General features: G+C 46.5%; 24 protein-coding genes. 8 read left to right on the top strand and 16 right to left on the bottom strand.

Going from position 1 to position 23,914, the window contains the following annotated elements:
- Positions 1 to 7: 7 nt before the first annotated feature.
- The 6 genes from nupQ to malK all read right to left on the bottom strand — a co-directional run bounded on the left by nupQ (position 8) and on the right by malK (position 7,451).
- Complete coding sequence (nupQ, locus tag ACXN9U_RS14360) at positions 8 to 967, bottom strand: guanosine ABC transporter permease NupQ (protein WP_489201813.1); 960 nt, start codon at positions 965 to 967, stop codon at positions 8 to 10.
- The gene (locus tag ACXN9U_RS14355; RefSeq protein WP_489201812.1) at positions 968 to 2,014 is read right to left on the bottom strand and encodes an ABC transporter permease; all 1,047 of its coding nucleotides are present in this window, start codon (positions 2,012 to 2,014) and stop codon (positions 968 to 970) included.
- A complete protein-coding gene (locus ACXN9U_RS14350) occupies positions 2,007 to 3,539 on the bottom strand; it encodes an ABC transporter ATP-binding protein (protein WP_198698070.1) in 1,533 nt (510 codons plus the stop codon). Before ACXN9U_RS14350 ends, ACXN9U_RS14355 begins: the two co-directional genes overlap by 8 nt.
- Positions 3,540 to 3,676: 137 nt before the next feature.
- The gene (locus tag ACXN9U_RS14345) at positions 3,677 to 4,750 is read right to left on the bottom strand and encodes a BMP family lipoprotein (RefSeq protein ID WP_016938129.1); all 1,074 of its coding nucleotides are present in this window, start codon (positions 4,748 to 4,750) and stop codon (positions 3,677 to 3,679) included.
- A 399-nt stretch (positions 4,751 to 5,149) separates the two neighbouring features.
- A complete protein-coding gene (locus ACXN9U_RS14340; protein ID WP_060964433.1) occupies positions 5,150 to 5,857 on the bottom strand; it encodes a response regulator in 708 nt (235 codons plus the stop codon).
- On the bottom strand, positions 5,850 to 7,451 hold the full coding sequence (gene malK / locus ACXN9U_RS14335; protein WP_060964434.1) for a malate sensor histidine kinase MalK: 1,602 nt from the start codon (positions 7,449 to 7,451) through the stop codon (positions 5,850 to 5,852). The genes ACXN9U_RS14340 and malK overlap by 8 nt, the downstream gene beginning before the upstream one ends.
- Before the next feature lie 174 nt (positions 7,452 to 7,625).
- On the opposite strand from malK, the gene ACXN9U_RS14330 reads away from it, so the two are divergent.
- The gene (locus ACXN9U_RS14330) at positions 7,626 to 8,183 is read left to right on the top strand and encodes a YufK family protein (protein ID WP_045925838.1); all 558 of its coding nucleotides are present in this window, start codon (positions 7,626 to 7,628) and stop codon (positions 8,181 to 8,183) included.
- A gap of 14 nt (positions 8,184 to 8,197) precedes the next feature.
- On the opposite strand, the gene ACXN9U_RS14325 is transcribed toward ACXN9U_RS14330, so the two are convergent.
- From ACXN9U_RS14325 to ACXN9U_RS14315, 3 genes are all read right to left on the bottom strand, one after another.
- A complete protein-coding gene (locus tag ACXN9U_RS14325; protein WP_489201811.1) occupies positions 8,198 to 8,611 on the bottom strand; it encodes a thiol-disulfide oxidoreductase DCC family protein in 414 nt (137 codons plus the stop codon).
- Between the two features lie 21 nt (positions 8,612 to 8,632).
- Positions 8,633 to 10,507, bottom strand: coding sequence for a transglycosylase domain-containing protein (locus ACXN9U_RS14320; protein WP_489201810.1), 1,875 nt, complete (start codon positions 10,505 to 10,507; stop codon positions 8,633 to 8,635).
- Between the two features lie 90 nt (positions 10,508 to 10,597).
- On the bottom strand, positions 10,598 to 11,842 hold the full coding sequence (locus ACXN9U_RS14315) for a multidrug efflux MFS transporter (RefSeq protein ID WP_240621729.1): 1,245 nt from the start codon (positions 11,840 to 11,842) through the stop codon (positions 10,598 to 10,600).
- Between the two features lie 151 nt (positions 11,843 to 11,993).
- Here ACXN9U_RS14315 and kapD point away from each other — a divergent pair, with 151 nt between their 5' ends.
- Entirely contained in the window at positions 11,994 to 12,611 is a 618-nt protein-coding gene (gene kapD, locus ACXN9U_RS14310) for a 3'-5' exonuclease KapD (RefSeq protein ID WP_029575323.1), read from the top strand.
- A 24-nt stretch (positions 12,612 to 12,635) separates the two neighbouring features.
- On the opposite strand, the gene kapB is transcribed toward kapD, so the two are convergent.
- The 3 genes from kapB to ACXN9U_RS14295 all read right to left on the bottom strand — a co-directional run bounded on the left by kapB (position 12,636) and on the right by ACXN9U_RS14295 (position 15,637).
- Positions 12,636 to 13,022: a kinase-associated lipoprotein KapB gene (gene kapB / locus ACXN9U_RS14305; RefSeq protein ID WP_060964436.1), complete on the bottom strand. Its 387-nt coding sequence runs from the start codon at positions 13,020 to 13,022 to the stop codon at positions 12,636 to 12,638.
- A 45-nt stretch (positions 13,023 to 13,067) separates the two neighbouring features.
- On the bottom strand, positions 13,068 to 14,351 hold the full coding sequence (locus ACXN9U_RS14300) for an ATP-binding protein (protein WP_489201809.1): 1,284 nt from the start codon (positions 14,349 to 14,351) through the stop codon (positions 13,068 to 13,070).
- Between the two features lie 119 nt (positions 14,352 to 14,470).
- Complete coding sequence (locus ACXN9U_RS14295; RefSeq protein ID WP_060964438.1) at positions 14,471 to 15,637, bottom strand: MalY/PatB family protein; 1,167 nt, start codon at positions 15,635 to 15,637, stop codon at positions 14,471 to 14,473.
- Positions 15,638 to 15,723: 86 nt separating this feature from the next.
- Here ACXN9U_RS14295 and ACXN9U_RS14290 point away from each other — a divergent pair, with 86 nt between their 5' ends.
- Complete coding sequence (locus ACXN9U_RS14290) at positions 15,724 to 15,984, top strand: DUF1871 family protein (RefSeq protein ID WP_045925833.1); 261 nt, start codon at positions 15,724 to 15,726, stop codon at positions 15,982 to 15,984.
- A 23-nt stretch (positions 15,985 to 16,007) separates the two neighbouring features.
- On the opposite strand, the gene ACXN9U_RS14285 is transcribed toward ACXN9U_RS14290, so the two are convergent.
- A complete protein-coding gene (locus tag ACXN9U_RS14285) occupies positions 16,008 to 16,829 on the bottom strand; it encodes an alpha/beta fold hydrolase (RefSeq protein WP_060964439.1) in 822 nt (273 codons plus the stop codon).
- Positions 16,830 to 16,981: 152 nt separating this feature from the next.
- Between ACXN9U_RS14285 and ACXN9U_RS14280 the strand changes: the two genes are divergently transcribed.
- The 3 genes from ACXN9U_RS14280 to yugI all read left to right on the top strand — a co-directional run bounded on the left by ACXN9U_RS14280 (position 16,982) and on the right by yugI (position 19,242).
- On the top strand, positions 16,982 to 17,482 hold the full coding sequence (locus tag ACXN9U_RS14280) for an Lrp/AsnC family transcriptional regulator (RefSeq protein WP_016938141.1): 501 nt from the start codon (positions 16,982 to 16,984) through the stop codon (positions 17,480 to 17,482).
- Positions 17,483 to 18,652 carry an aminotransferase gene (locus tag ACXN9U_RS14275; protein WP_060964440.1) on the top strand — a complete coding sequence of 390 codons (1,170 nt, stop codon included), beginning with the start codon at positions 17,483 to 17,485 and terminating at the stop codon, positions 18,650 to 18,652.
- Between the two features lie 197 nt (positions 18,653 to 18,849).
- Positions 18,850 to 19,242, top strand: a complete 393-nt coding sequence (gene yugI / locus ACXN9U_RS14270) for a S1 domain-containing post-transcriptional regulator GSP13 (protein ID WP_013353366.1) — start codon at positions 18,850 to 18,852, stop codon at positions 19,240 to 19,242.
- A 47-nt stretch (positions 19,243 to 19,289) separates the two neighbouring features.
- Here yugI and ACXN9U_RS14265 read toward each other — a convergent pair whose 3' ends face one another.
- Positions 19,290 to 19,526, bottom strand: coding sequence for a DUF378 domain-containing protein (locus ACXN9U_RS14265; RefSeq protein ID WP_003152104.1), 237 nt, complete (start codon positions 19,524 to 19,526; stop codon positions 19,290 to 19,292).
- A 230-nt stretch (positions 19,527 to 19,756) separates the two neighbouring features.
- Between ACXN9U_RS14265 and ACXN9U_RS14260 the strand changes: the two genes are divergently transcribed.
- Both ACXN9U_RS14260 and ACXN9U_RS14255 read left to right on the top strand, forming a co-directional pair.
- Positions 19,757 to 20,920, top strand: coding sequence for an iron-containing alcohol dehydrogenase (locus ACXN9U_RS14260; RefSeq protein ID WP_060964441.1), 1,164 nt, complete (start codon positions 19,757 to 19,759; stop codon positions 20,918 to 20,920).
- Positions 20,921 to 21,008: 88 nt separating this feature from the next.
- Positions 21,009 to 22,181, top strand: a complete 1,173-nt coding sequence (locus ACXN9U_RS14255; RefSeq protein ID WP_060964442.1) for an iron-containing alcohol dehydrogenase — start codon at positions 21,009 to 21,011, stop codon at positions 22,179 to 22,181.
- Between the two features lie 206 nt (positions 22,182 to 22,387).
- On the opposite strand, the gene ycaC is transcribed toward ACXN9U_RS14255, so the two are convergent.
- Together ycaC and ACXN9U_RS14245 are read right to left on the bottom strand one after the other, a co-directional pair.
- Positions 22,388 to 23,032, bottom strand: a complete 645-nt coding sequence (ycaC, locus tag ACXN9U_RS14250; RefSeq protein ID WP_016938145.1) for an isochorismate family cysteine hydrolase YcaC — start codon at positions 23,030 to 23,032, stop codon at positions 22,388 to 22,390.
- 137 nt (positions 23,033 to 23,169) lie between these two features.
- The gene (locus tag ACXN9U_RS14245) at positions 23,170 to 23,739 is read right to left on the bottom strand and encodes an NADPH-dependent FMN reductase (protein ID WP_489201808.1); all 570 of its coding nucleotides are present in this window, start codon (positions 23,737 to 23,739) and stop codon (positions 23,170 to 23,172) included.
- Positions 23,740 to 23,914: the final 175 nt, after the last annotated feature.

The raw sequence follows: 23,914 nt of genomic DNA, 5'->3' as shown, positions 1-23,914 counted from the left end.
ATGCTGATCAGCGTTTTCCTTTAATATAAGGGATGCCGTTGGCTTTAGGCGCATCCGCGCGGCCGATGAAGCCGGCAAGCGCGAGAATGGTCAGAATGTAAGGAGCCATCAGCATGTATACATTCGGAATGTCTTTGAACAGGGGCAAAAGCGAGCCGATAATGCTCAAACTCTGCGCAAATCCGAAGAACAGCGCAGCCCCGAGCGCGCCGATCGGATGCCATTTGCCGAAAACAAGCGCGGCAAGAGCGATAAAGCCTTGTCCGGAAATGGTGGAGTGCGTGAAATCAAGCGCGATCGTGGAAGCATATACACCGCCGCCGAGCCCGCCGAACAGCCCGCTGATCATGACGCCGATATAGCGCATGGCGAACACGTTGATTCCCATCGTATCTGCCGCCATCGGGTGTTCCCCGACAGAACGGATGCGAAGGCCGAACGGTGTTTTGAATAAAATAAACCAAGAAACAAAGGCCAGTACAATGGCTAAAATCGAAGTATAATATACGTCAGAAAAGAAGATCTTTCCTAAAACCGGAATATTGCTTAACCCCGGAATGTTCGTTTTGTAAAAGGGCTCCGGGATTTTATCAGTCTGCGCCTTGCCGTATATCAGCTTAACGATAAACAGCGTCGCTCCTAACGCGAGCATATTGATCGCCACCCCGGTTACCGTCTGATCGGCGCGGAAAGAAACCGCGGCAGCCGCGTGAATCAGCGAGAACAGCCCGCCGGCAATCATAGCCGCAGCCAGGGCGAGCCACGGAGCAGCGGCGCCGAGCTCACGTCCGAAAAATAAGTTGAACATGACGCTTGTAAAGGCGCCGATAATCATCAGGCCTTCCAGACCGATGTTGACAACCCCCGATCTTTCAGAAAACACGCCGCCGAGAGCGGTCAAAATAAGCGGAGCCGCATAAACGAGTGTGGCCGGGACAATAATGGATAAAATCTGGAGGAAGTCCACTTACTTCGCCCCCTTTTTCTTCAATTTATCAAGGATGAGCCGGATGGCGTAGCTTGATGCCACAAACAAAATAATAATGGCGATGACGATGTCAACGACTTCAGAAGGCACACCGGATTCAATCGGCATATTTAAGGCGCCGACTTTAAGGCCGCCGAGAAGACAGGCCGCAAGAACCACGCCGATTGCCGTGCTGCCCCCTAGAAGCGCAACCGCGATGCCGTCGAAGCCGACTCCGGTAAATGCGCCTTTAACCGCCGCGTATTGAAAGGTTCCGAGTCCTTCCATCGCGCCGGCAAGCCCCGCAAAGGCGCCGGAAATCATCATGGCATACATCATATTTTTTCTGACGCTTATTCCGGCGTATTGTGCCGCGTGCTGATTAAAGCCGACAGCCCGAAACTCGAATCCGCTTTTTGTTTTATGAATGATAAACCACATGAAGACTGCCGCAAACAAAGCGATCAGTATCCCCAAATGAAGGCGGGAGTAGTCTGTCAGCTGCTCTAAAAACGGCGAGCGGAGCGACGCGCTTTCATGAATTTTGTCTGTTTTGTCCCTGTGGTCCGTCATGACATCGGATATGAGGTAATTGGTTAAATGAAGAGCGATATAATTCATCATGATCGTAACAATCACTTCGTGAACAAAAAAACGGGCTTTTAAAAATCCGGGAATCAGCCCCCAAATGCCTCCCGCGGCAGCCGCCGCCAATAACGAAAGCGGGAGGTGGATGTAAGCGGGGGCGTCAAAGGAAGTCCCGACCCAAACCGCGGCCGTCCAGCCGACAAGGAGCTGTCCTTCAACACCGATATTGAACAGGCCGGTCCGAAATGCGAACGCCACGGCCAATCCGGATAAAATATAAGGCGTAATCTGCCGGATCGTTTCCCCGAGATAATACATTTCACCGAAAATGCCGTTCCAAAGAGCGGAATACCCGCTTGCGACATTGTAGCCGCTGGCAAGCATGATGACCGCACCCGCAGCCAGACCAAGAATGATGGCAATCAGCGGCACAGCCAGATGAGAAAGTCGCTTAATCATGTATGTTCCCTGCCTCCATTTGCTTACTTCCCGCCATTAAAAGGCCAAGCTCCTGCTCGTCTGTTTCCGGCGGATTGACGTTTGCGATGATGCTGCCTTCAAAGATGACGGCGATGCGATCGCTGAGATTCATGATTTCATCAAGCTCAAAAGACAACAGCAGCACAGCTTTACCGGCGTCACGCTGCTCAATGAGCTTTTTATGGACGAATTCAATCGCGCCGACATCGAGCCCCCGCGTCGGCTGGGCGGCAATTAATAGATCGGGATTTCTGTCCACTTCCCGGCCGATAATGGCCTTTTGCTGATTTCCTCCCGAGAGTGCGCGCGCGGGCGTATATTCATCAGGCGTTCTGACGTCGTATTCTTCAATCAGGCTTCGCGCTTTGTCATAAATCGCGTGTTTATTTAATATGCCGAAAGAAGAGTAGGGCTTTTGATAATAACTTTGCAGGACGATATTTTCTCCGATCGGAAAATCCAGAACGAGTCCATGTTTATGCCTGTCCTGGGGGATATGCCCGATTCCTGCTTCAGTGACTTTCCGCGGCGGCATGTTTTGCAGCTGTTTGCCGTTTAACGTGATCGTGCCGGCATGTGTTTTTCTGAGGCCTGTAATGGCTTCGATTAATTCAGATTGGCCGTTGCCGTCAACGCCCGCAATGCCGACGATTTCACCGGCTCTGACAGAGAGGGAGAGCTGTTTGACTGCCTCAACTCCGCGCGCGTCTTTCACCGTTACATCAGAAAGCGAAAGCACCTCCTGTTTCGGTTCAGCCGGCTGTTTATCCGTCTTGAATGAAACTGCGCGTCCGACCATAAGGCTTGCCAGTTCATCCTGATCCGTATGTGCGACATCAAGTGTTGTAATGCCTTTTCCTTTCCGGATGATGGTGACACGGTCGCAGACTTCCATGATTTCTTTTAATTTGTGGGTGATGAGGATAATGGATTTTCCTTCATTGACCAGGTTTTTCATAATCTGAATCAGTTCTTGAATTTCGTGCGGGGTCAGCACCGCGGTCGGCTCGTCAAAAATGAGAATGTCCGCGCCCCGGTAGAGGGTCTTTAATATTTCCGCCCGCTGCTGCATACCGACAGAAATATCGGCAACTTTAGCTTCAGGATCAATCTGCAGGCCGTAACGGTCGGAAATATCGCGTACGTCCCGGTCGGCGCGCTGTCTGTCAATCCGTCCTAATTTTTTCGGCTCTTTTCCGAGAATAATATTTTCTGAGACGGTAAAGGTATCCACAAGCATAAAATGCTGGTGCACCATTCCGATGCCGAGATCGTTGGCTTTGTTCGGACTGTTGATGTGAACACGTTCACCCCGCACCCGGATTTCGCCTTTTTCCGGCTGATACAGGCCGAATAAAACGTTCATGAGTGTCGATTTCCCCGCGCCGTTTTCCCCGAGCAGGGCGTGTATTTCGCCTTTTTTCACTTGAAGCGTGACGTCATCATTGGCAACGATTCCGGGAAACTCTTTGCGTATATTAAGCATTTCAATGATATAATCCACGATTTGACGCTCCTTTTCAGAGATGCTTTGGTGAAAAAGCTTGGCAAAAGAAAAGCTGCAAGAGATGCAGCTTTTCCTTCACCGCTCTTTCCAAAAAAGAGAGGGGATAAGCACGAAGTCTCCTTATCCCCTGATTCTTACTCAGCCTTGAAGGATTTCAATTCTTTTTCAGTTGAAGGGATTTCGAGTCCGTCCGCGATTTTCTTCTTCCAATCGTCTGTTGCTTTGATGACATCGTCAGAAAGGTTTTCTTTGTGATCCGAGATGCCGACTGCATCCTGTGCCAATCCGTAAGTTAATGTTTTGCCGCCCGGGAATTTGCCGTCACTTGCTTTTTTCGTTAAGTCCTTCACGGCTGTATCCACTTTTTTGACCATTGATGTGAGCGTGACATTGTCTTTTGTGCCTTCAACTTGACCTTCCGCATACTGGTCTTTATCAACGCCGATGACCCATACGTTGCGTTTCGGATCTTCTTTTTTAAGGTTTTTGGCTTCCGTGAAGACGCCCGTACCCGTTGCGCCGGCCGCGTGATAAATGACGTCAACGCCTGATTTGTACATGCTTTCAGCCGTCGCTTTGCCGACATCGGCTTTGTCGAATCCGCCCGCATATTTCACTTCGACGGCCGCTTTCGGATTTGCGGCTTGTACACCGGCGCGGAAGCCGATTTCGAATTTTTTGATCAATTCAGACTCCATTCCGCCCACAAATCCGACTTTTCCCGTTTTGCTCGATAACGCAGCCGCTACTCCTGCGAGGAATGAACCTTCCTGCTCTTTAAATGTAAGGCTCGCTACGTTGTCTTTTTTGACAACGGCGTCAATAATCGCAAAATTTGTGTCTTTGCGCTGATCGGCGATTTCGCTGATGGAATCCTGCATCAGGTACCCGACGCCGTAAATCAGGTCAAAGTGTTCCCGTGCTAATTTATTTAAGTTCGTTGTGTAATCTGCATCTGATTTTGATTGGAGATAGTCAAACCCGCTTTTGCCTTTTGTAAGCCCCTTGTCTTTTCCGAATGCCTGAATGCCTTCCCAGGCGGACTGGTTAAATGATTTGTCATCGACCCCGCCGATATCCGTGACCATGCCGACGGTAAAGTTTTTGCTGCCGGAGCCGTTTGCTTTGTCACTCGAACCGCATGCGCTTAATAGGGTTCCGGCCGCTGCAATGAGCGCAACCGCCATTCCGATTTTGCGTTTTTTCAAAGATATAACCCCCCTGTAAAATATGGATGATGCCGTTTTTTCAGACTTGAGCCGCCGACAGGATACAGAATCGAAAAAACTTTCTGATAATAGTGATGAGACGTCTCTCTTTTTCCCGCTTCGAGCGGCTCTCTCATGTTAGTCCGGGACTTATGTCATATCTGAAAAGATCAGCTAACCAATCATAATTTATCATTTTACCCGGCATAAATAAATAGAAATTTGCTTATTTTTAAAAAAATATCAATATTATGAATCTACTTCCTCATTTGGATAAATCACCGGCGGCTCCCTCGGGTCATTATTCTTATATAGCATATCAAAACGGAATCTCAAGCCTTTTGTCAGGGGATATGACAGTAAAAAGCACCGTTCACGGCGGAACGGCGCTTTTTGACATTATAAATATTGTTTTATGGTGCTGACATTGCCGGTGTTGATATGGTATTGAAAGACGGGTCTGCCGATCGTGCCGTACGCCATTTCTACGTTCAGCACTTGAATGTCTTCAAGAAATTTAAGGTATTTCCGGATGGAGACTTGCGAGATTTCAGTATGCTTGGCGAGGTCTTCCGTAGTAAAAGAGCTGTCGCCGAAAGATTCGATGCTCGCCCAGATGAGTTTAAGCGTGCTTTTTGTCAGTCCTTTCGGAAGGTGGACCTTTTCCGCCGCTACTTTCTTTTGAAAAAGCTCCGCATCTAATTCTTTCTGTGTCATGCTTCTGTGTGATTGATAAACCTTCTGCTTGCGTCTGTAGTCGGAAAGGGCGGTTTGAAAGCGGTCAAACTCAAATGGTTTGATTAAATAATCGACGGCGCCGTACCGAAGTGTTTTTTTGATGACATCCAGCTCGCTTGCGGCTGAAATGACGATGACATCGACCGATTCATTTTGTTTGCGGATTTCCGTTAAAAGCTCAAGACCGTTTTTTCCCGGCATATAAATGTCAAGGAGGATGAGGTCGATATGATGCTCGCCTAACACGTGCAGCGCGCTTTGAAAGGATGAAGCGATCCCTTTCAGCTGAAAGCCTTCAATCTGGCTGAGATAGCGTTTATTTAATTCACCCACCATGGGGTCGTCTTCAACTATGAGTACATTAATCATCATTTTCCTCCTTCGGTTCATACGGAATGCGAAGACTGAAAGTCGTTCCTTCATTCTTTTCACTTGTCACAATCATGTGGCCTTTTAAATTTTCTGTTGCCTGCTGGGTAAAATAGAGACCGAATCCCCGGTTTGTCCCTTTCGTGGAATAGCCTTGTTCAAATATACGGGTTTGGTCTTCGGCGGACATCCCGGCCCCGGTGTCCGTAATTTCTATATCAAGCAGTCGGTCCTGAAACCGCATCGAACACGTAATGTTTTTTTTCGGCATCTGCGCCACCGCGTCAAGCGCATTGTTCAGCAGATTTCCGATAATCGTAATGAGCTCATGGATGACGGCGGGATCCGCCGCATTCGGAATCATGCTGCCGAGCTGAATGTCCAGGTCAGCGCCCTGTTCGCGTATATAGCTTTGTTTTCCTAGTAGAAACCCTGCAAGAACCGGACTTTTGACGTCGCTGATAATCTCGCTTGTTTCCGTCTTCTGCTGAATGGCGATATCCTTAATATAAGTGCCGAGATCATCATATTCTTTTAACTGGACAAGTCCTAAAATGACATGAAGCTTATTCATGAATTCATGGGACTGTGCTCTTAATGCGTTTGCATACATTTTAACACCGGACAGCTGTTCTGCTAAATGTTTGACCTCCGTTTTGTCCCTGAAAGTGGCGATCGCTCCGACGGTTTGTCCCTTCAGATGAATCGGAACCTCATTAAAAACAAGCTCAAGTCCGTTAATGCGGATATCTCTGTCCTGAAGCGGTTTTTTCGTTTCAATCACCTGCTTCAGCCGGCTTTTCGGAAGAATATCGTTCACATCTTGATCGACCGGATTAGTCGGAATACCCATTTTAATAAAGAGGCGTTTCGCTTCGGCATTGGCAAGCTTAATTTTTCCCCGCGCGTCAACCGCGAGGATGCCTTCCTTCGTGGATTCGAGCATGGCGCTCCGCTCTTCCAGCAAAGTGGCAATTTCATAAGGCTCAAGACCGTACATAATGTTTTTAACGGTGCGGGCGACAATAACGGCTCCTATGACACCGACAAAAATACTTACGCAGATAATGAAATAAAGCGGTCTCAAACTGTGGCTGACGACATCCTGTATTTTGTTAAGCGAAATTCCGACCGAAACGACGCCCACTTGTTTTTTATCTTTTCCGTAGATCGGAACGAAGGCTCTCATGGATTTCCCGAGCGTTCCCGCTGATGTGCTCGTTTTGATATGGCCGTGCATCGCCGGCTGCTCGTCTCCGCCGGTGAATTTCTTACCGATTTTATTTGCGTCGGGGTGGGTGAGACGGATGCTGTTCATATCCATCACCACGACAAATTCGGTTCCTGTCGTATGCTGGACATCCAGTGTATAGTCCCGGAGCTCTTTCAGCCCTTTTCTTGTTTGCAATGCCTGCGCGACACTCGGTGTTTCCGCGACCAGCTTTGCGGTGCGCAGGGCGGTTGTCCGTTCTTCTTCTTTCACGCGGTCTGCGGTCTGGACGCTGATGGTGAAAAAGGTGATACAAAGTGCGATAAGAACGACAATACAGACGAATATCGTTAATCGGGTTTGCAATTTTAATGTTTTTTTCATGACAGCCTTCCTTACGTTTATCATTCCCGCGTTCTACTTTACTCCGAAAAAGCCGGTTTGTGAAGATCGGGCTCTTATTTCGTAAAAGTGAGGAAAAATGGAATTTTTTATCTTGTCAATGTGTTTTAAGTCCTCCATAATAAGTGAAGTAGATTACAGAAAGGGACTTTTTATATGAAAAATACTTATTGGACGGGTTATTTTCCGCTCGTTGCGATTCTGCTTTTTAGTTCGTCATTATCCATTTCTACCTCGCTTTATGTCATGAAGATGCTTCAGACGCTCGGCATGTATCAGGGAATGCTGGATTATTTCTCTGAGAAAGGGATCAGACTGGCGCTTTTTGCAGCGTTCGCCCTTGTGTATTTTATGCTTTTTTCGGCTTTGAAGCTGATTGCAAACACAGTGACAGAGCTGTCTCTATTGTTTTTCACAAATGACCCTGAAGGGGAAAACCTGAAAAAAATCAGATTAGGCTCTTTAATTTATGTAGGCGGCGGAATTCTTTCCTTTGCGCTTGTGCAGAATGGTTTCTGGATTGCGGCGTTTTTTGCCGTTGTCACGCTCGTTTATTTGATCTTCATGGTGTACAGAATCTATTCAACGCTCTCGGTCGTTTCGCTGATCGGTTTCATATTGCTTGAGATTCTGTTTTGGTTTACTTTTGTTATCGGTATTTTGTACATCTTTATCAAGCTTTATAATAGCATAATGGCTAGCTTACCTGTGTAAGCTAGCCATTTTTATTAGGATAGAAATCGGTTTTTGATCTCAGGGGAGGGGAGCATGCATGCTTCCTTTTTTCCGAACCATTTATAACGGCGCCGGGCGATGAAAGAATAAGCTCTGTCCCTGAGAGGGCGGGGCACTGCAAAAAAAACCGCTGACAGCCGCCAGGCCCCGGAGAGATGCCGGGCAGCCTTTAATACGGCTGCGGATTTTCTGTATATCCGCCCGTTTTCGATAAAAATCATGCTGTCAAATTGTTCTGTCGGAAGTCCTTCTGATGCCAAAAGCTCCCGGGCGGTATCTGATTGCAATGATGCAAATGAGATCAGGCCGGCCGGATCGCGTTTAATGATGAATTGAACGGCGCCGCTGCATAAGTTGCAGACGCCGTCAAACAAAAGCACGCGGTCCGGAAGCTGAGCTGGTTTCAAGTCGGATCCCCTCCATTATCTTTAATAAGCTGCCTGCAGCGTGTTTTTCCAGATCGAAAGCTGAGGGCTTGCGTCATGAAGATATTCGACGCTTGACGGTGTATCCTTGCCGACCCATACCCCCATCGTATAAGCATCCGTCAGGCCGACAAACCACATATCGTGATAGTCATTTGACGTCCCTGATTTTCCGCCGACGTACGGAGCTTTAAAGTTCGCTTTTTTCCCTGTTCCGCTTTTCACGACGGCTTTCATCATTTCTTTGATCTGCATGTTGGTCCGCACGCTGAATACCTGCGTCGGCTCATCTTTCCATTTTAATATCGTTTTTCCTTTTAAATCAGTCACTTTCGTAATCGCGTGACTCGGCGTATAAACGCCGTTGTTTCCGAACGTGGTGTACGCATTGGTCATTTCAAGCGGTGTCATGCCGTTTGTAAAACCGCCAAGCGCCGCAGGCAGACGGTAATCCGCGCTGACCAGCTTCGCGAAATGAAACGGTTCAAGGTAGCTGAACGCCTTATTGACGCCCACGCGGTCCATGATTCTGATGGCCGGTGTATTGTACGAGTATTTAAACGCCGTTTCCAGCGTAACCGTGCCGTACGTACGGTTATTATAGTTCTGCGGACAGTAATCCGAACTGCAGAATTTGCTTGCGTCAATCTTGCTGTGCGGCGTTGCGCCGGTCTTTTCAATGTAAGGCCCGTAATCAAGCAGCGGCTTAATTGATGAACCTGGCTGTCTGTATGCCTGATAGGCGCGGTTGAAATCATATTTATGATAATCTTTCCCGCCTGAAAGCGCGATAATCTGATGCGTCTGATGATTAATCACGGCCGCTCCGCCCTGAACGCCTGCATACGGCAGATTTTGATTCACTTGGGCGACGACCTGATTTTGCATATACGGATTCAGCGCCGTATAAATCTTCACACCGTCTTTTAACAATGTGCCGACTCTATCGGAAAGCTCACTCTGTATTTTTTGTTTCGCCTTTCCTGAAGATTTTTCAAGGCGTTTGTCATAGCCTTCAGATGATGAAACAAGCTGTGTGAATTCATCATTTACATAGGAAACATAGTCAGGATATTTGTTTGTTTTTTCGTTTATATCAAGCTTGATCTTTTCCTTTTCGGCTTTTTTCAGCTGTTTTCCTGATATGACACCCGCTTTTTTTAATCCGTTAAGCAATCTGACTTGTCGTTTTTTCGTATAGTCAAAATGCTTGAGAGGATCATATAATGTAGGGTTATTAGGGATGGCGCAGATAAAGGCCATTTCTCCCAAGGTGAGAGATTTCAGCGGCTTGCTGAAATAAAATTGTGCCGCCGAACCGACACCGTATACACCGTTATTGAAATAAATCGTATTTAAGTAGCCTTCCAAAATCTCATCTTTGCTGTATTTTTTCTCAAGCTGATAGGAATAGGCCAGCTCCGTCAGTTTTCGGCTGAAGGTGCGTTCATGGCTTAAATACACATTTCTCGCCAGCTGCTGGGTAATGGTGCTGGCGCCCTGGTCAATTTTATGATCTTTGAAATTGGAGGCGGCCGCTCTGACCATCCCCATAAAGTCAAACCCTTTATGCTCATAAAAATGACGGTCTTCAGAGGTTAAAAACAGCTGTTTTACCTCATTCGGTATTTTATTAAAGGGCACGATCACGCGGTTCTCATGATCGCTGACAATCTCAGAAACAAGGCTTCCGTCCCTGTCATACATGTAACTGTTTTGAACCAGGTTGATCGCTTTTAAATCAATATGTTTATCGAGCACCTGATCAAAAGGTTTGATTTGTTTTACCTCTTTGCCGGAAGCAATAACTGTAAATGCAAACAACGGGATAATGCCGAGTAGCAAAATCCATCCGATTATTTTACGTACCATGGTCACTCTCTTTTCTCCTGATTTCTAGCCATATCGTATCATTCTTTTAAGAATACGAGAAGGTTAAATTTAGAAGAAATCGTAATTGCTGATCGGTCAGCCCGCATCAGACGCTGTATCTTTTTGCAAATGTCCGGCCAGCCATAAAAGCCCCGCGCCTGCCAAAAAGAGAAAGGCGGTGACGTAGAAAGCGGCCGAAATGGAAAAACCGCTCGACACCGCACCGCCGAGCAGAGGGCCGATTACGTTTCCGAGAAAACGAAAGCTGACGTTATAGCCGAGCACCTCCCCCTGAATGCTGCCCGGCGCCCTGACGCGGATCGCTGCCGTAATACAAGGCAGCGTCCCGCCCATGACCATTCCGAACAGAAATCTGAAGACTAAAAGGATGGAAAGGGAGGAGGCGAGCGCCTGCGGAATAAAAAACACCGCTGAGGCAATCAAAAGCACGATTAAGATCCGGCTGTGGCCGAAGCGGTCGCCGAGGTCTCCCCATTTCCGGGCAAGCAGTAAGCTTCCGAGTCCGGTCGCTGAAAACGCCATTCCGGAGAAAAAAGCTAAATTAACAGGCCCGTGCAGCTCATTGACATATAAAGCGAGCAGCGGCTGAATACTGAAATTGCCGGTCTGCACGATCATAGTAAGCACCATCATCGCCCAAAGCGCGGGCTGGTGAAAAATATAAGAGAGCACCTGTTTTCTGGAGTAGGTTTTCCGCTTGCTTTGTTTCTCGCCGAGCGGCTGCTCATTAACCTGAAATAAAACGAGAAGCACAGATGCGAAAATGACAAAAGACGTAATAAAAAACGTGTACGTAAACCCGAAGCTGTCAGCCAGCAGCCCGCCCAGCATCGGTCCGAATAAAGTGCCTGACACCTGACCCATCTGCAGCGTGCCGAGTGTTTTCCCGGCAGTCTCTTTCGGTGTCTGCGCCGAAATCATCGCAAGTGATGTCGGAACAAAGCCCGTGACAAGGCCCATAAGCAGCCGGAGGACAAACAGCTGATAAACCGATGTCACAAACCCCATCAATAAAATGCTGACGGCAATGCCGGTTCCTGTAATCAAGAGAATTTTTTTGTAGCCTCGCTTATCGCCGAATCTTCCCCAAAACGGGGAAATCACAAACGCCATTAAAAACGTGACGCCGAACACATAACCGCTCCATCTCTGCACATACCCGCCCGAATGGGGGCTGATCGTTTCGATATATAACGAAAGAAACGGAACAATCATGGTCATGCTGGCGGAAATAAAGAAATTTGTAATCCAAATGACAACGAAGTTCTTCTTACGGACAGAAATAACATCACCTTCTTTACTTTTCGTGCGTCTAATTATAAGTATATAGGAATGAATCCGGTATTTGTATTTCCGATGCGGATATAGGAAAATTCATTATTTTTAGAAAATGAAGAAAGTTTCAGAGGGGAAACTGATATACTATCATAAAATATCATTTTTGATCGGAGGAAAGGCAGGTGTAAAAAAAGTGGATCAGCGCAGTCTGCTCATTATTGATTTTGAATTTACGATGCCTGACGGAAAATACAGCCCGCAAAATTTCTTTCCCGAAATTATTGAAGCGGGGATTGTCAAGACAGTGAATGATGAAGTGACTGAAACGTTTTCGAGTTATATCAAACCGAAAAAATTTCCGAAGCTGACAAAACGATGCAAAACCTTTCTGAACATCACCCAAAAAGACGTGGACGGCGGAATTACGTTTAATGAATTCATCCGCAAATTAAATGAGCTTGACCCTGATAAAAACTGCACGATCGTCACCTGGGGCAATATGGATATGAAAGTGTTAAAGCAAAATTGCATGTTTAACCACATCCCCTTTCCATTTAAAGGAGAACTCCGGGATTTGTCCCTTGAATATAAAAACTTCTTCGGAGACAGAACACTGACCGGGCTTTGGAAAGCGGCTGAAGAGTATGGCGATAAAGGGACGGGCACACATCATAAAGCGCTTGATGATGCGCAGACGACTTATAAATTATTCAAGCTTGTCGAACGGGATAAACAATACCTTGAAAAACCGAAACCTCCGACGATCGGCGATCGCGTCGATCTGACTGAACTGTTTCGCCGGGCCACATAAAAAAACCCAATCATGCCGACTGGGTCATCGTCTTTTAAAATAGTCGCGCTCTAACGCGGCCAAGTTGGCGAGTGAACGTTCCGCCCATTCTGAGCCGTCCGCTGTGAGCTGATCTTTCAGCCGGGCAGCTGCCGCTTGTAAGGAAGCCGTATAATCAGGAACTTCGCCTTCAAACGGTTTGACCATATGATGCGGTATGTTTGTCTGTTCTCCGTATGCCAGCGCTCTTCTTTCATGAAAAAACGGAACATCCGCCTGCTTCGGATGATGAAGATCTCCTTGAGCGGGATGCGTCAGAACGGCTTTAATTTTTACTAAATAGTGATTGGGTCTGACGTCTGTCACTTCCCCTATGTATACTCCTGTTTTATAAAACCCTTTTACGATTGTGCCGATTTCAAATGAATTCATTGCGTTCACCTCTCTGTTTATTCTATATAAGATCAACGCGATTGGCTAGAGAACAGCTGCCGGAAGCCTGACAGAGGCCGTGGTGCCCGAATGCTCTCCGCTGGTGAAATAGACGGAGCCTTCATGATGCTGAATAATGGAGAATGTCACAGTAAGCCCGAGCCCAGTGCCGTTAGTCTTCAGCGTATAATACGGCTTGCCGAGTTTTTGAAGTTCTTCGTCGGACATGCCGATCCCATTATCCGTAATCTGAATGAGAATCATCTGTTCCTGTTTTTGGACGGAGACCTCGATTCGGCCGTTTTCAGAAGGCACGGCTTCAATACTGTTTTTAATCAGATTAATGAAGGCTTGTTTCAGTTTTTTTACATCCCCGAACACATATAAATCCGGCTCGCTTCGAACAGTAACGGTCACCGATTTAAAATTGGCATATGACTCCATTAAGGAACCTGTTTCCTTCACAAGCAGAGAAATATCAAACCTTTCCTTTTCGTAATCATCCTGCTTCGCCATATCGAGATAATTCGTTATGATCGTCTGAGCCCGGTCAAGTTCGGACAGCACAAGCTTCTGATACCCGGCGTGTGATTTATCCTGAAGCTGATCGCCGCTGAACAGCAGCTGCACGAAACCTCTGACGACCGTGAGCGGATTGCGGACTTCGTGTGCGACGCTTGCCGCAAGCTCGCTGACGACAGCCATTTTCTCTGAATGAATCAGCCTTGCCCGCATGGACGCATTCTCATCAATGATTTCAATCAAATAAATGCACAGCAAAAGAGCGCTGACCTGAAAAAAAACGGATACTCCCGCCTCATAATAAACGGAAGATAGATTTTGAAAGTTGAAAAAATTGGTCACGGAATAGATGAAGACAGATGCGGTTAATAAGGCGGCTTCAGTACAGCCGATGAGAAGAGCGAAAATCAGTTTCTTCCGCTTTGAAAAAAAGGGCCATTTCGTTTGGAGCTGGATAGAGATGATGATTAAAAAAGGAATTAAGGATAAGAAAAAAAGAGCGGAAGGTTCAAACCATATGAGCTGGAACAAAACAGACGCTGCTCCTGCGGCAAGTCCCGCGGCAGTTCCGGAATAAAGCAGGCAGACGATAATGGGAATCAGCTGCAATCCGTAACGGACGGAATGAAGCTCCTGGATGGGAAAAGCCGTACATAATAATGAAGATGCCGCTGCAAATACGGCGACCAGCAGACGGTTCGCTCTCGGTACAAGCAAATCGGGCTTGCTGAGCCAGAAGACTTGATAGAGAAAAATAGGAAATAAAAGAAAAGAGAAGTGAAGCAGATAATCCTTTACAATCTCCATTTATGCGAAATCCTTTCTTATGTAAATATGAACCTATTATAACATCTTTACCGGCAAAAAAAGTATATATTTCTCTAAAGAGAACGCCCTTATCTCTTCTGATAAAGGCGTTCTTTACGTTATGAAGCAAGCGCTGCTTTGATTCTCTCAAGCCCTTCTTTTACAGCTGCGGCCGAACAGCCGACATTGAGTCTCATAAATCCTTCGCCGCCAGGTCCGTATTTCGTTCCCGGCTCTAAAATGATTTTCCCTTTTTTGAGCATTCTTTCTTTGAGCTCGGCGTCTGAAAATCCGTATTCGCTGAAATCCATCCAGATCAAATAGGAAGCATCAGGCTTCATCATGCGGACTTTCGGCAATTCTTTTTTTAAAAAGTCCTCAGCTAATTTCATATTCCCCTCAATGTAAGGAATCAGCGCGTCAAGCCAAGGGCCTCCCTTTGTATAAGCCGCTTCGATTGCTGCAACCGCAAATGTGTTGAGATTGGAGATCCCGTTCCGATGCAATGCCGCGGAGAATTTCGCCCGCTTATACCGGTCGGGAATGATAATGGCCGATGCCTGAATGCCGGCAATATTAAACGTCTTGCTCGGCGCGACACAAGTAACGGAAATCCGCGCAAAATCCTCAGACAGAGAAGCAAAAGGCGTATGCGGTTTTCCGTACAGCATCAAGTCGGAGTGAATCTCGTCAGAAACGACGGTGACGTTATGGGCGGCGCACAGCGATCCGAGCTTCAAAAGCTCATCCCGGCTCCACGCTCTGCCGGACGGATTGTGCGGATTACAGAGAATCATCAGCTTAACCCCGGAATCGCTCAGCTTTTTCTCAAGGTCCTCAAAATCCATGCGGTAGATTCCGTTTTCTTCCCGTAAAGGATTATGTAAAACCTGCCGTTTGTTTTCTTCGATCATCTGATAAAAAGGCGTATATACCGGTGACTGGATCAACACCTGATCTCCCGGTTCGGTAAAGGCCTGGACGGCCATGCTGAGCGCCGTCACAACTCCGGGGCTGAACGTGATGCTTGCGGGATCTGGCCGGTAGCCGTGCCGTGTATCAAGCCATGAAGCGACGGCTTCTTTTGTGTTTTCATCAGGAGACGTATAACCGAATATGCCATGGTCAAGACGGGCTTTTAATGCGTCTGTGACTGCTTCGGGAGCGCGGAAATCCATATCGGCCACCCACATCGGAAGTGCGTCCGATACGCCGAATAACGCTTCCGCCTTGTCCCATTTCACCGATTGAGTGCCAAAGCGGTTTTCTCGAAGGTCAAAGTTCATGTATGTCACTCCTGTTGTATCATTATTTTTCACATCGTATCTATGATAAAATAGATTTGCAAACTTTATTATAAGCGGTGATGAAAATGGAAGAAAGCCAAGCGGTCATGGAAATGATGAAAATCATTGCCAAGTGGGACCCGTTTAAATATGGAGAAGAATTTTATGAGACAGAAGCCGTCGATATCGTTCAGGCCGTATATCGTGAAGACAGCGCCGGCAAGCTGGCAGAAGCCATACAGGACATCTTTGAAGTTTCATTTGAACAAAAGCTTCCGATCGAAGACTGCCAAAAGGCCGCCGCGCAGCTTCTGCTCATAAAAGAAAGCAGCTCCTGCACCCCTTAAAACCGGCGGAAACGCCGGTTTTTTTATTGGACAAATTCAAAAATCCGCTCTGAAACAAACTCAGGACGCTCTTCGGGGACGAGGTGCCCCGTATCTTTAAGCGAATATAAAATAGATTCCGGCAGGTCGTGATGAAGCCGTTTTCCGACTGAAACCGGCACGACCCGGTCTTCCTCCCCCCATATTAAAAGAGCGGGGTTTTGTATTTTCTTCAAATCCTCGGAGTCCAAATCGCCCTCTCTGTGTCTGATGAACCTTGTCATCGCTTTGAAAATCTGGCGGTCTGTAAATGGTTTTTCATAACCGTCAATCATTTCCTGGTCGATAAGCGTCCGGTCGTGCACGACATTTAACAGGTTTTTCAGCACGCCGTCTTTTGAAAGCCAATATTTAAGATACAGGTCAAAACAAGGGATATGCGTTCCGACTATAATCGACGGATGCGAGCGTTTTAAATACCCCGAGCTGCACAGCAGGACGATTTTAGTAAATAGCTCGGGTTTAAGCAGAGACGCGGATAAGGAAATCTGGCCGCCCATCGAATGGCCGACGAGCGCGGCCCGGCTGATATTGAGTTTTTCCAGAAGTCCGATCAGAAGCTTGGCGAGGTTTGCATAAGTGTATACGAACGTCCGTGACTTTTCCGATTGTCCGAAAGGAGGCAGGTCAACGGCGATAATATCATAATGGTTTCTGAGCAGCGGAATCAGTTTTCTGAAGCTGAATGCCGAAGATAAAAAACCGTGTACGCAGACGAGCGTCTGTCTGCCGGGATTCTCATAATGCTCGTAATACAGCTCAACTCCGTGTATCGCGGCCCGTTTAATCGGTGAAACAGCTTCCATGAGCGTCTTCTCCGTCCTTTCTGTGTTGTAGTGTAATGGCTTTTTTTATTGTCAGATTTTAGCTTTGGTTTCTTGCGGGTTTTTCTTAGCATTTGTCGAAAATCGTGATATAATGTCATGAAGATTTTTGATAATGCAAAGGTGTGAAACGTATGAAGCTGACCGAAAAAGAAACAGAAATATTAGAAATTTTAGACGAAAACAGCCGCGTTGATGCGGAAACGATCGCGAAAATGGCGAACATTCCCGCCGATGAAGTCAAAAGCATCATTGAAAAGCTTGAAAAGGAAAAAGTCATCATTGATTATGCGGCGATGATCGACTGGCGCAAAGTCGACGGGCTGGAAGGCGTCACGGCGATGATTGACGTAAAAGTCACTCCGAAACGAAATGTCGGCTTTGATGAAGTAGCTGAACGGATATACAGATTCCAGGAAGTCGAATCAGTGTACCTGATGTCAGGAGTGTATGACTTATCTGTCGTCATCCGCGGCAATACGATGTCAGACGTGGCGAGCTTCGTTTCTGAAAAACTGTCCACCCTTGAGTCTGTCGTTTCCACGACAACGCACTTCATCCTGAAAAAATATAAGCATGACGGCAAAGTCTTTGAAAGCGGAGACGATGACAAAAGAATCGTGGTGTCTCCGTAAATGGAAACGAAGACTTCTTATTTATCTGATTATGTGCAGCAGATTAAACCGTCAGGCATCCGTAAATTCTTTGATCTGGCCGCTACGATGGAAGGCGTCATTTCACTGGGAGTGGGAGAGCCTGACTTTGTGACGGCTTGGAATGTGAGGGAAGCGAGTATCCTTTCTTTAGAACAGGGCTACACGGCTTATACCGCAAATGCGGGTCTTTATGAATTGAGGGAAGAGATCAGCCGCTATTTAGATCAGCGGTTCGGCCTGAATTATTCGCCTGACAGTGAATTGATTGTTACGGTAGGGGCAAGCCAGGCGCTTGATCTCGCTGTCCGTGCCATTATGAATCCCGGAGAGGAAATGTTAATTCCCGAACCGTGTTTTGTCGCATATGAATCACTCGTGACGCTGACGGGGGCGAAGCCGGTGCCGATTCAGACTGTCGCTGCAAAAGGTTTCAAAGCATCCCCGGCCGATTTTGAAGCGGCCCTGACGGACAAAACGAAAGCGCTGCTTCTTTGCTCGCCGTCAAATCCGACCGGTTCCGTCTATTCGAAAGAAGAACTTGAATCGATCGCTGCCTTCGCTGAAAAACATGACTTGATCGTGCTTGCCGATGAAATTTATGCCGAGCTGACGTATGATGAGCCTTTCACGAGCATGGGGGCCATCGGCGGCATGAAGGAGCGGACGATTCTGATTTCAGGGTTCTCCAAAGCATTTGCCATGACGGGATGGAGACTCGGATTTACGGCGGCGCCTCCCGTAATCAGGGATGCCATGCTCAAAATTCATCAGCACGCAATGATGTGCGCGCCTTCTATGGCGCAGTACGCAGCGCTTGAAGGTCTGAAAAACGGTCAGGAAGACGTCGAACGAATGAAAAAAAGCTACCGGAGACGCCGAAATCTGATTGTGGAAACATTGAACGAAATCGGACTCGGCTGCCACCATCCGGGCGGAGCGTTTTATGCTTTTCCTTCCATTCAATCGACAGGCATGAGTTCAGAAGAATTCGCGGAACAGCTGCTTCTTGAAGAAAAAGTAGCCGTCGTTCCGGGGAATGTATTCGGCCCGAGCGGCGAAGGGTATATCAGATGTTCCTATGCAACATCTATTGAGCAGATTCAGGAAGCGCTCGTCAGAATCAAACGGTTTGTTGAAAAAAGGGCATAAAAAAAGATACGAACCCGGTTCGCATCCAAATAAAAGGGGGGGAATACTAGAAAGCCTTCGTAATCACAGTATACCCTCCTTTTTCTGTGCTTAAACATCATCATACAAAAAAGTTCCCTTTGCGAAAAACAAACTTGTATGATATAATTTTAAATTGCGTATAAACTGTATTTAATTTAACTTAGGAGTTGTTATGAATGGCAGCAAAATTTGAAGTGGGCAGTGTTTACACTGGTAAAGTAACAGGATTACAAGCGTATGGTGCGTTTGTTGCATTAGATGAAGAAACTCAAGGACTTGTTCACATTTCTGAAGTCACTCACGGTTTCGTAAAAGACATTAACGAGCACCTTTCTATCGGTGACGAAGTACAAGTGAAAGTTCTTGCAGTTGACGAAGAAAAAGGCAAAATCAGCCTTTCTATCCGTGCGACTCAAGCAGCGCCTGAAAGAAAAGAAAGCAAGCCAAGAAAACCGAAAGCGGCTCAAGTTTCTGAAGAAGCATCTGCTCCGCAAGGTTTCAACACACTGAAAGATAAGCTTGAAGAGTGGATCGAACAGTCTAACCGCAAAGACCTTATCAAAAAATAAGCATCAAAAAAAGCACCGGATATGTATGTTCGGTGCTTTTTTTATGTTTATCTGACTTCTGGATTTGCCGCTTCCTCGCGGGATGTTTCTTCGTTCGGCTTAAACAGCAGGCCGAGATTGATGAGACCGGCGATGCCGACAAGGCCGTAAATAATCCGCGACAGAGCTGATCCTTGGCCGCCGAAGATGGCTGCTACTAAATCAAATTGGAAAAATCCGATCAGTCCCCAGTTAATCGCGCCGATAATTGTTAAAACGAGACAGATACGCTGAATAACACTCATGTAAACAACCTCCTCTATGAATTCGTGAAACAGTTATAGATTGTGACAAAGCAAAGAAACTATGCATGTTTCATTCTCCGCCGTAAAAATCACATCCTGTCTCATGCTGTATCAGTGCCTTTCCCGGGAACGCGCTGTTATGAAACCGTGTGATGTGCCGTCAAAAAAGCGGATTGCTTTACATTGAACGTCAACTTTCTGCATAATATAAATCCAAAGGAGGAGATGTCATGCAAAACTTTACATATTGGAATCCGACAAAATTGATTTTCGGAAAGGGAGAGGTTGAAAAGCTTCCAGAAGAAATCAAGCCGTACGGAAAAAACGTGCTGCTCGTATACGGAGGCGGCAGCATTAAGCGCAGCGGTCTTTACGATCAAGTAACCGGGCTGCTGAAAAAAGCCGGAGTTACGGTGCATGAATTGGCAGGCGTAGAGCCGAATCCGCGTGTCTCAACAGTGAACAAAGGTGTTGCGCTCTGTAAAGAACACAGCATCGATTTCTTATTGGCCGTCGGCGGCGGAAGTGTCATTGATTGCACGAAAGCTATCGCGGCGGGCGCTAAATATGATGGTGATGCGTGGGATATCGTCACGAAAAAACACCAGCCGAAAGAAGCGCTGCCGTTCGGAACAGTGCTGACGCTTGCGGCGACCGGTTCAGAAATGAATGCCGGATCAGTGATCACAAACTGGGAAACACAGGAGAAATACGGATGGGGAAGCCCGCTCGTTTATCCTAAATTCTCTATTCTTGATCCGGTAAACACATTTACCGTTCCGAAAGACCACACCATTTACGGCATGGTCGATATGATGAGTCATGTGTTTGAACAATATTTCCACCACACGTCAAACACGCCGTATCAGGACCGGATGTGTGAATCACTTCTGCGCACGGTGATTGAAACAGCGCCGAAGCTGATCAATGATCTGGAGAACTATGAGCTTCGTGAGACGATTTTATATACAGGCACCATCGCATTAAACGGAATGCTGTCAATGGGCGCAAGAGGGGATTGGGCTACACACAACATCGAGCATGCGGTGTCAGCGGTGTACGATATCCCGCACGCTGGAGGTTTGGCGATTCTGTTCCCGAACTGGATGAGACATGTGCTCAAAGAAAATCCGGCCCGCTTTAAGCAGCTTGCCGTCCGTGTTTTTGACATTGACGAGGCAGGCAGATCAGATGAAGAGATCGCGCTTGAAGGGATCAGCAAACTGTCTGCTTTCTGGACGAGCCTCGGCGCTCCGAACAGACTCGCTGATTATGATATTTCAGATGAAAAGCTGGATACGATTGCAGATAAAGCAATGGCAAACGGCGCATTCGGACAGTTCAAATCACTGCAGAAAGAAGATGTGCTTGCGATACTGAAGGCATCATTGTAATAGAATAAAGGGGGCGGCTGAATTGGCAGCTCCTTTTTTTCTGTGTTATAGTAATTCCCTTACGATTTTTTTTTGGAGGTTATGATAAATGGAGAACTTTACGTACTACAATCCGACGAAACTGATTTTCGGAAAAGGTCAAATCGACCAATTGAAAAAAGAGCTGAAGCAATACGGGAAAAACGTGCTGCTTGTATACGGAGGCGGCAGCATTAAGCGAAACGGCCTGTATGACCAAGTAACAGGCATCTTAAAAGAAGAAGGCGCAGCCGTTCATGAGCTTGCGGGCGTTGAACCGAACCCGCGTCTGGCAACGGTGAAAAAAGGAATTGAGCTGTGCAGACAGCATGAAATTGATTTTCTTCTCGCAGTCGGCGGCGGAAGTGTCATCGACTGTACAAAAGCGATTGCGGCCGGAGCGAAGTATGACGGAGACGCATGGGACATTTACAGCAAAAAAGTAACGGCACAGGACGCGCTTCCGTTCGGCACGGTGCTGACGCTTGCGGCGACAGGCTCTGAAATGAACCCTGATTCCGTTATCACAAATTGGGAAACGAATGAAAAATACGTATGGGGCAGCAATGTCACTCATCCGCGTTTCTCTATTTTAGACCCTGAGAATACATTCAGCGTTCCGGAAAACCAAACCGTATACGGCATGGTGGATATGATGAGCCACGTATTTGAACAATACTTCCACAATGTTGAAAACACGCCGCTTCAGGACAGAATGTGTTTTGCGGTGCTTCAGACGGTGATTGAGACAGCGCCGAAACTTTTGGAAGACCTTGAGAACTATAAGCACCGTGAAACGATTTTATATGCGGGTACGATCGCATTAAACGGCACGCTGCAAATGGGTTATTTCGGCGATTGGGCTTCCCATACGATGGAGCACGCCGTCTCAGCGGTTTATGACATCCCTCACGCGGGAGGACTTGCGATTCTGTTCCCGAACTGGATGAGATACACGCTTGATACAAATGTAGACCGTTTTAAAAACCTCATGCTCAACATGTTTGACATTGATACCGAAGGCAAAACAGATAAAGAAATTGCTTTAGAAGGAATCGATAAGTTATCAGCGTTCTGGTCAAGCCTCGGCGCGCCGTCCCGTCTTGCGGATTATGACATCGGCGAAGACAAGCTTGAGCTGATCGCAGATATCGCCGCAAAAGAAATGGAACATGGCGGATTCGGCAATTTCCAAAAACTGAACAAAGATGACGTGCTGGCCATCCTGAAGGCGTCTCTGTAAGGTCCCATCCTGCAGATCTAACCGTAGTGAATCAGGAGCAAGTGAAACAACTATGGAAAACCGTTTCATCCGTATCGTATTGAATATGATGCGGATTTGACTCCCTTATCTTTTTTGTATGTTGAAAGAGCGAGTCGGCGCATAGAATCATGAAGATGAAGAAAAGTAAGAATAAAAAAGAGCGCTGATTTAATCAGCGCTCTTTTTTATGCATTTTGTGTACTAAGATCGCGCTGCGCTCCCATGTAGCTCCCCATTAAGTTTTGGTAGCCGGGAAGATGACTGGAAATTAATGCGCCAAACCCTTCAACATCGTTGCGCCAATCACGTTGCAACTCGCATGCTACACTAAACCAGTTCATAAGCTGTGCGCCCCCATGAGCCATACGGGTTAATGATGCATCTGCTACTTGCTTACTGAATGTTCCCGAAGCATCTGTCACAACAAACACTTCGTAACCTGCCTTGATTGCGGAAAGTGCAGGAAACGCAACGCAGACATCTGTAACTACACCTGCGATAATAAGCTGTTTTTTCCCAGTTGCTTCAATGGCTTTCACAAAGTCTTCGTTATCCCATGCATTAATTTGTCCAGGACGGGCTATTTTTGGTGCATCAGGAAAGAGATCCGTCAATTCCTGCATGAGTGGGCCATTAGGTCCGTTTTCGAAACTTGTTGTTAAAATAACCGGTAAATCAAAGAATTTAGCCGTATCGCCAAGAGCCAATACATTGTTCTTAAATTCATCAACACCATAGTCACGTACCAGACCGGAAATAAGGCCGGTTTGATGATCCACCAAAAGAACAGCAGCATCATCTTTTGAAAGACGGGAATAAAGATCAGACATTTTATCATCCTCCTTAAATTCAACAAGTAAGTTTGTCGAAGGTAAATCCATATATTGTATTTTCTGTAAACAATTTAAGAATATGTTGTATAGATAGAAAGCTTCTGAGGTGACTTTTAGTGAGGGTTATGATCCTTTTATTCATCTGGAACGGGAACCGGAGCATAATCAATCCAATGGATGAACTGTTGTAAATAGCGTTGAAGATAACGGTTTGTTTGTTCATCCGTAAGTATGTTTTGAGTGGAATCCATTTTCTCATGGACTTGCGAAATCAGCATTTTTTGAAAGGGCAGCACATTGACTTGCATAGCTTCAAGTACTTCTCTCATTTGCATTTGGGCAAAGGCAGTACCGAACCCTCCGGGGGTTGCTCCGATTAAGCCAACCGGTTTTCTGTTGAAAACAGAAGAGGTCCGCGGTCTCGATGCCCAGTCCAATGCATTTTTTAATACCCCTGGCATTCCGGAATTGTACTCTGGACTTACAATGATGACGCCGTCAACGTCTTGTATATCTGCTCTAAAGGATGTTACGGATTCTGGCGCTCCGGCCATTTCTAAATCTTCGTTAAAAAAAGGAAGACGGTCTATTTCAATCCAACGAAATTGCGCTGAATGATCCAAGTCAATCAATGATTGAGCAATTGCTCGATTATACGAGTTTTTTCGTAAACTTCCACAAATAAGACCAATGGTTTTAGTCATAAAATCACCTCCCGGTTTGAAATTATTTTCATCTTAACATGATACCCCAAATATAGACACTATTTTTAAAAATGGAAGTATTTGATTTATTGCGCGTGCAATCACCTTTGTTGCATTTTTCGTCATTTGATTAGTGATCTTTCTCACCATACATACAAATATAACGTTCTGTACA

The sequence above is a fragment of the Bacillus sp. BACIII genome, assembly GCF_057836745.1.
The sequence above is the reverse complement of the archived record's forward strand: the minus strand, read 5'-3'. Positions and strand labels throughout refer to the sequence as shown.

What these genes read in the sequence shown, in the direction of transcription:
- kapB (WP_060964436.1), bottom strand. Translation starts at nt 13,022, where the DNA reads ATGAATTCATTTGAAATCGGCACAATCGTAAAAGGGTTTTATAAAACA.
- ACXN9U_RS14290 (WP_045925833.1), top strand. Translation starts at nt 15,724, where the DNA reads ATGGAAGAAAGCCAAGCGGTCATGGAAATGATGAAAATCATTGCCAAG.
- ACXN9U_RS14355 (WP_489201812.1), bottom strand. Translation starts at nt 2,014, where the DNA reads ATGATTAAGCGACTTTCTCATCTGGCTGTGCCGCTGATTGCCATCATT.
- malK (WP_060964434.1), bottom strand. Translation starts at nt 7,451, where the DNA reads ATGAAAAAAACATTAAAATTGCAAACCCGATTAACGATATTCGTCTGT.
- ACXN9U_RS14340 (WP_060964433.1), bottom strand. Translation starts at nt 5,857, where the DNA reads ATGATTAATGTACTCATAGTTGAAGACGACCCCATGGTGGGTGAATTA.
- ACXN9U_RS14330 (WP_045925838.1), top strand. Translation starts at nt 7,626, where the DNA reads ATGAAAAATACTTATTGGACGGGTTATTTTCCGCTCGTTGCGATTCTG.
- ACXN9U_RS14260 (WP_060964441.1), top strand. Translation starts at nt 19,757, where the DNA reads ATGCAAAACTTTACATATTGGAATCCGACAAAATTGATTTTCGGAAAG.
- ACXN9U_RS14275 (WP_060964440.1), top strand. Translation starts at nt 17,483, where the DNA reads ATGGAAACGAAGACTTCTTATTTATCTGATTATGTGCAGCAGATTAAA.
- ACXN9U_RS14265 (WP_003152104.1), bottom strand. Translation starts at nt 19,526, where the DNA reads ATGAGTGTTATTCAGCGTATCTGTCTCGTTTTAACAATTATCGGCGCG.
- yugI (WP_013353366.1), top strand. Translation starts at nt 18,850, where the DNA reads ATGGCAGCAAAATTTGAAGTGGGCAGTGTTTACACTGGTAAAGTAACA.
- ACXN9U_RS14295 (WP_060964438.1), bottom strand. Translation starts at nt 15,637, where the DNA reads ATGAACTTTGACCTTCGAGAAAACCGCTTTGGCACTCAATCGGTGAAA.
- ACXN9U_RS14280 (WP_016938141.1), top strand. Translation starts at nt 16,982, where the DNA reads ATGAAGCTGACCGAAAAAGAAACAGAAATATTAGAAATTTTAGACGAA.
- ACXN9U_RS14255 (WP_060964442.1), top strand. Translation starts at nt 21,009, where the DNA reads ATGGAGAACTTTACGTACTACAATCCGACGAAACTGATTTTCGGAAAA.
- ACXN9U_RS14245 (WP_489201808.1), bottom strand. Translation starts at nt 23,739, where the DNA reads ATGACTAAAACCATTGGTCTTATTTGTGGAAGTTTACGAAAAAACTCG.
- ACXN9U_RS14285 (WP_060964439.1), bottom strand. Translation starts at nt 16,829, where the DNA reads ATGGAAGCTGTTTCACCGATTAAACGGGCCGCGATACACGGAGTTGAG.
- ACXN9U_RS14300 (WP_489201809.1), bottom strand. Translation starts at nt 14,351, where the DNA reads ATGGAGATTGTAAAGGATTATCTGCTTCACTTCTCTTTTCTTTTATTT.
- ycaC (WP_016938145.1), bottom strand. Translation starts at nt 23,032, where the DNA reads ATGTCTGATCTTTATTCCCGTCTTTCAAAAGATGATGCTGCTGTTCTT.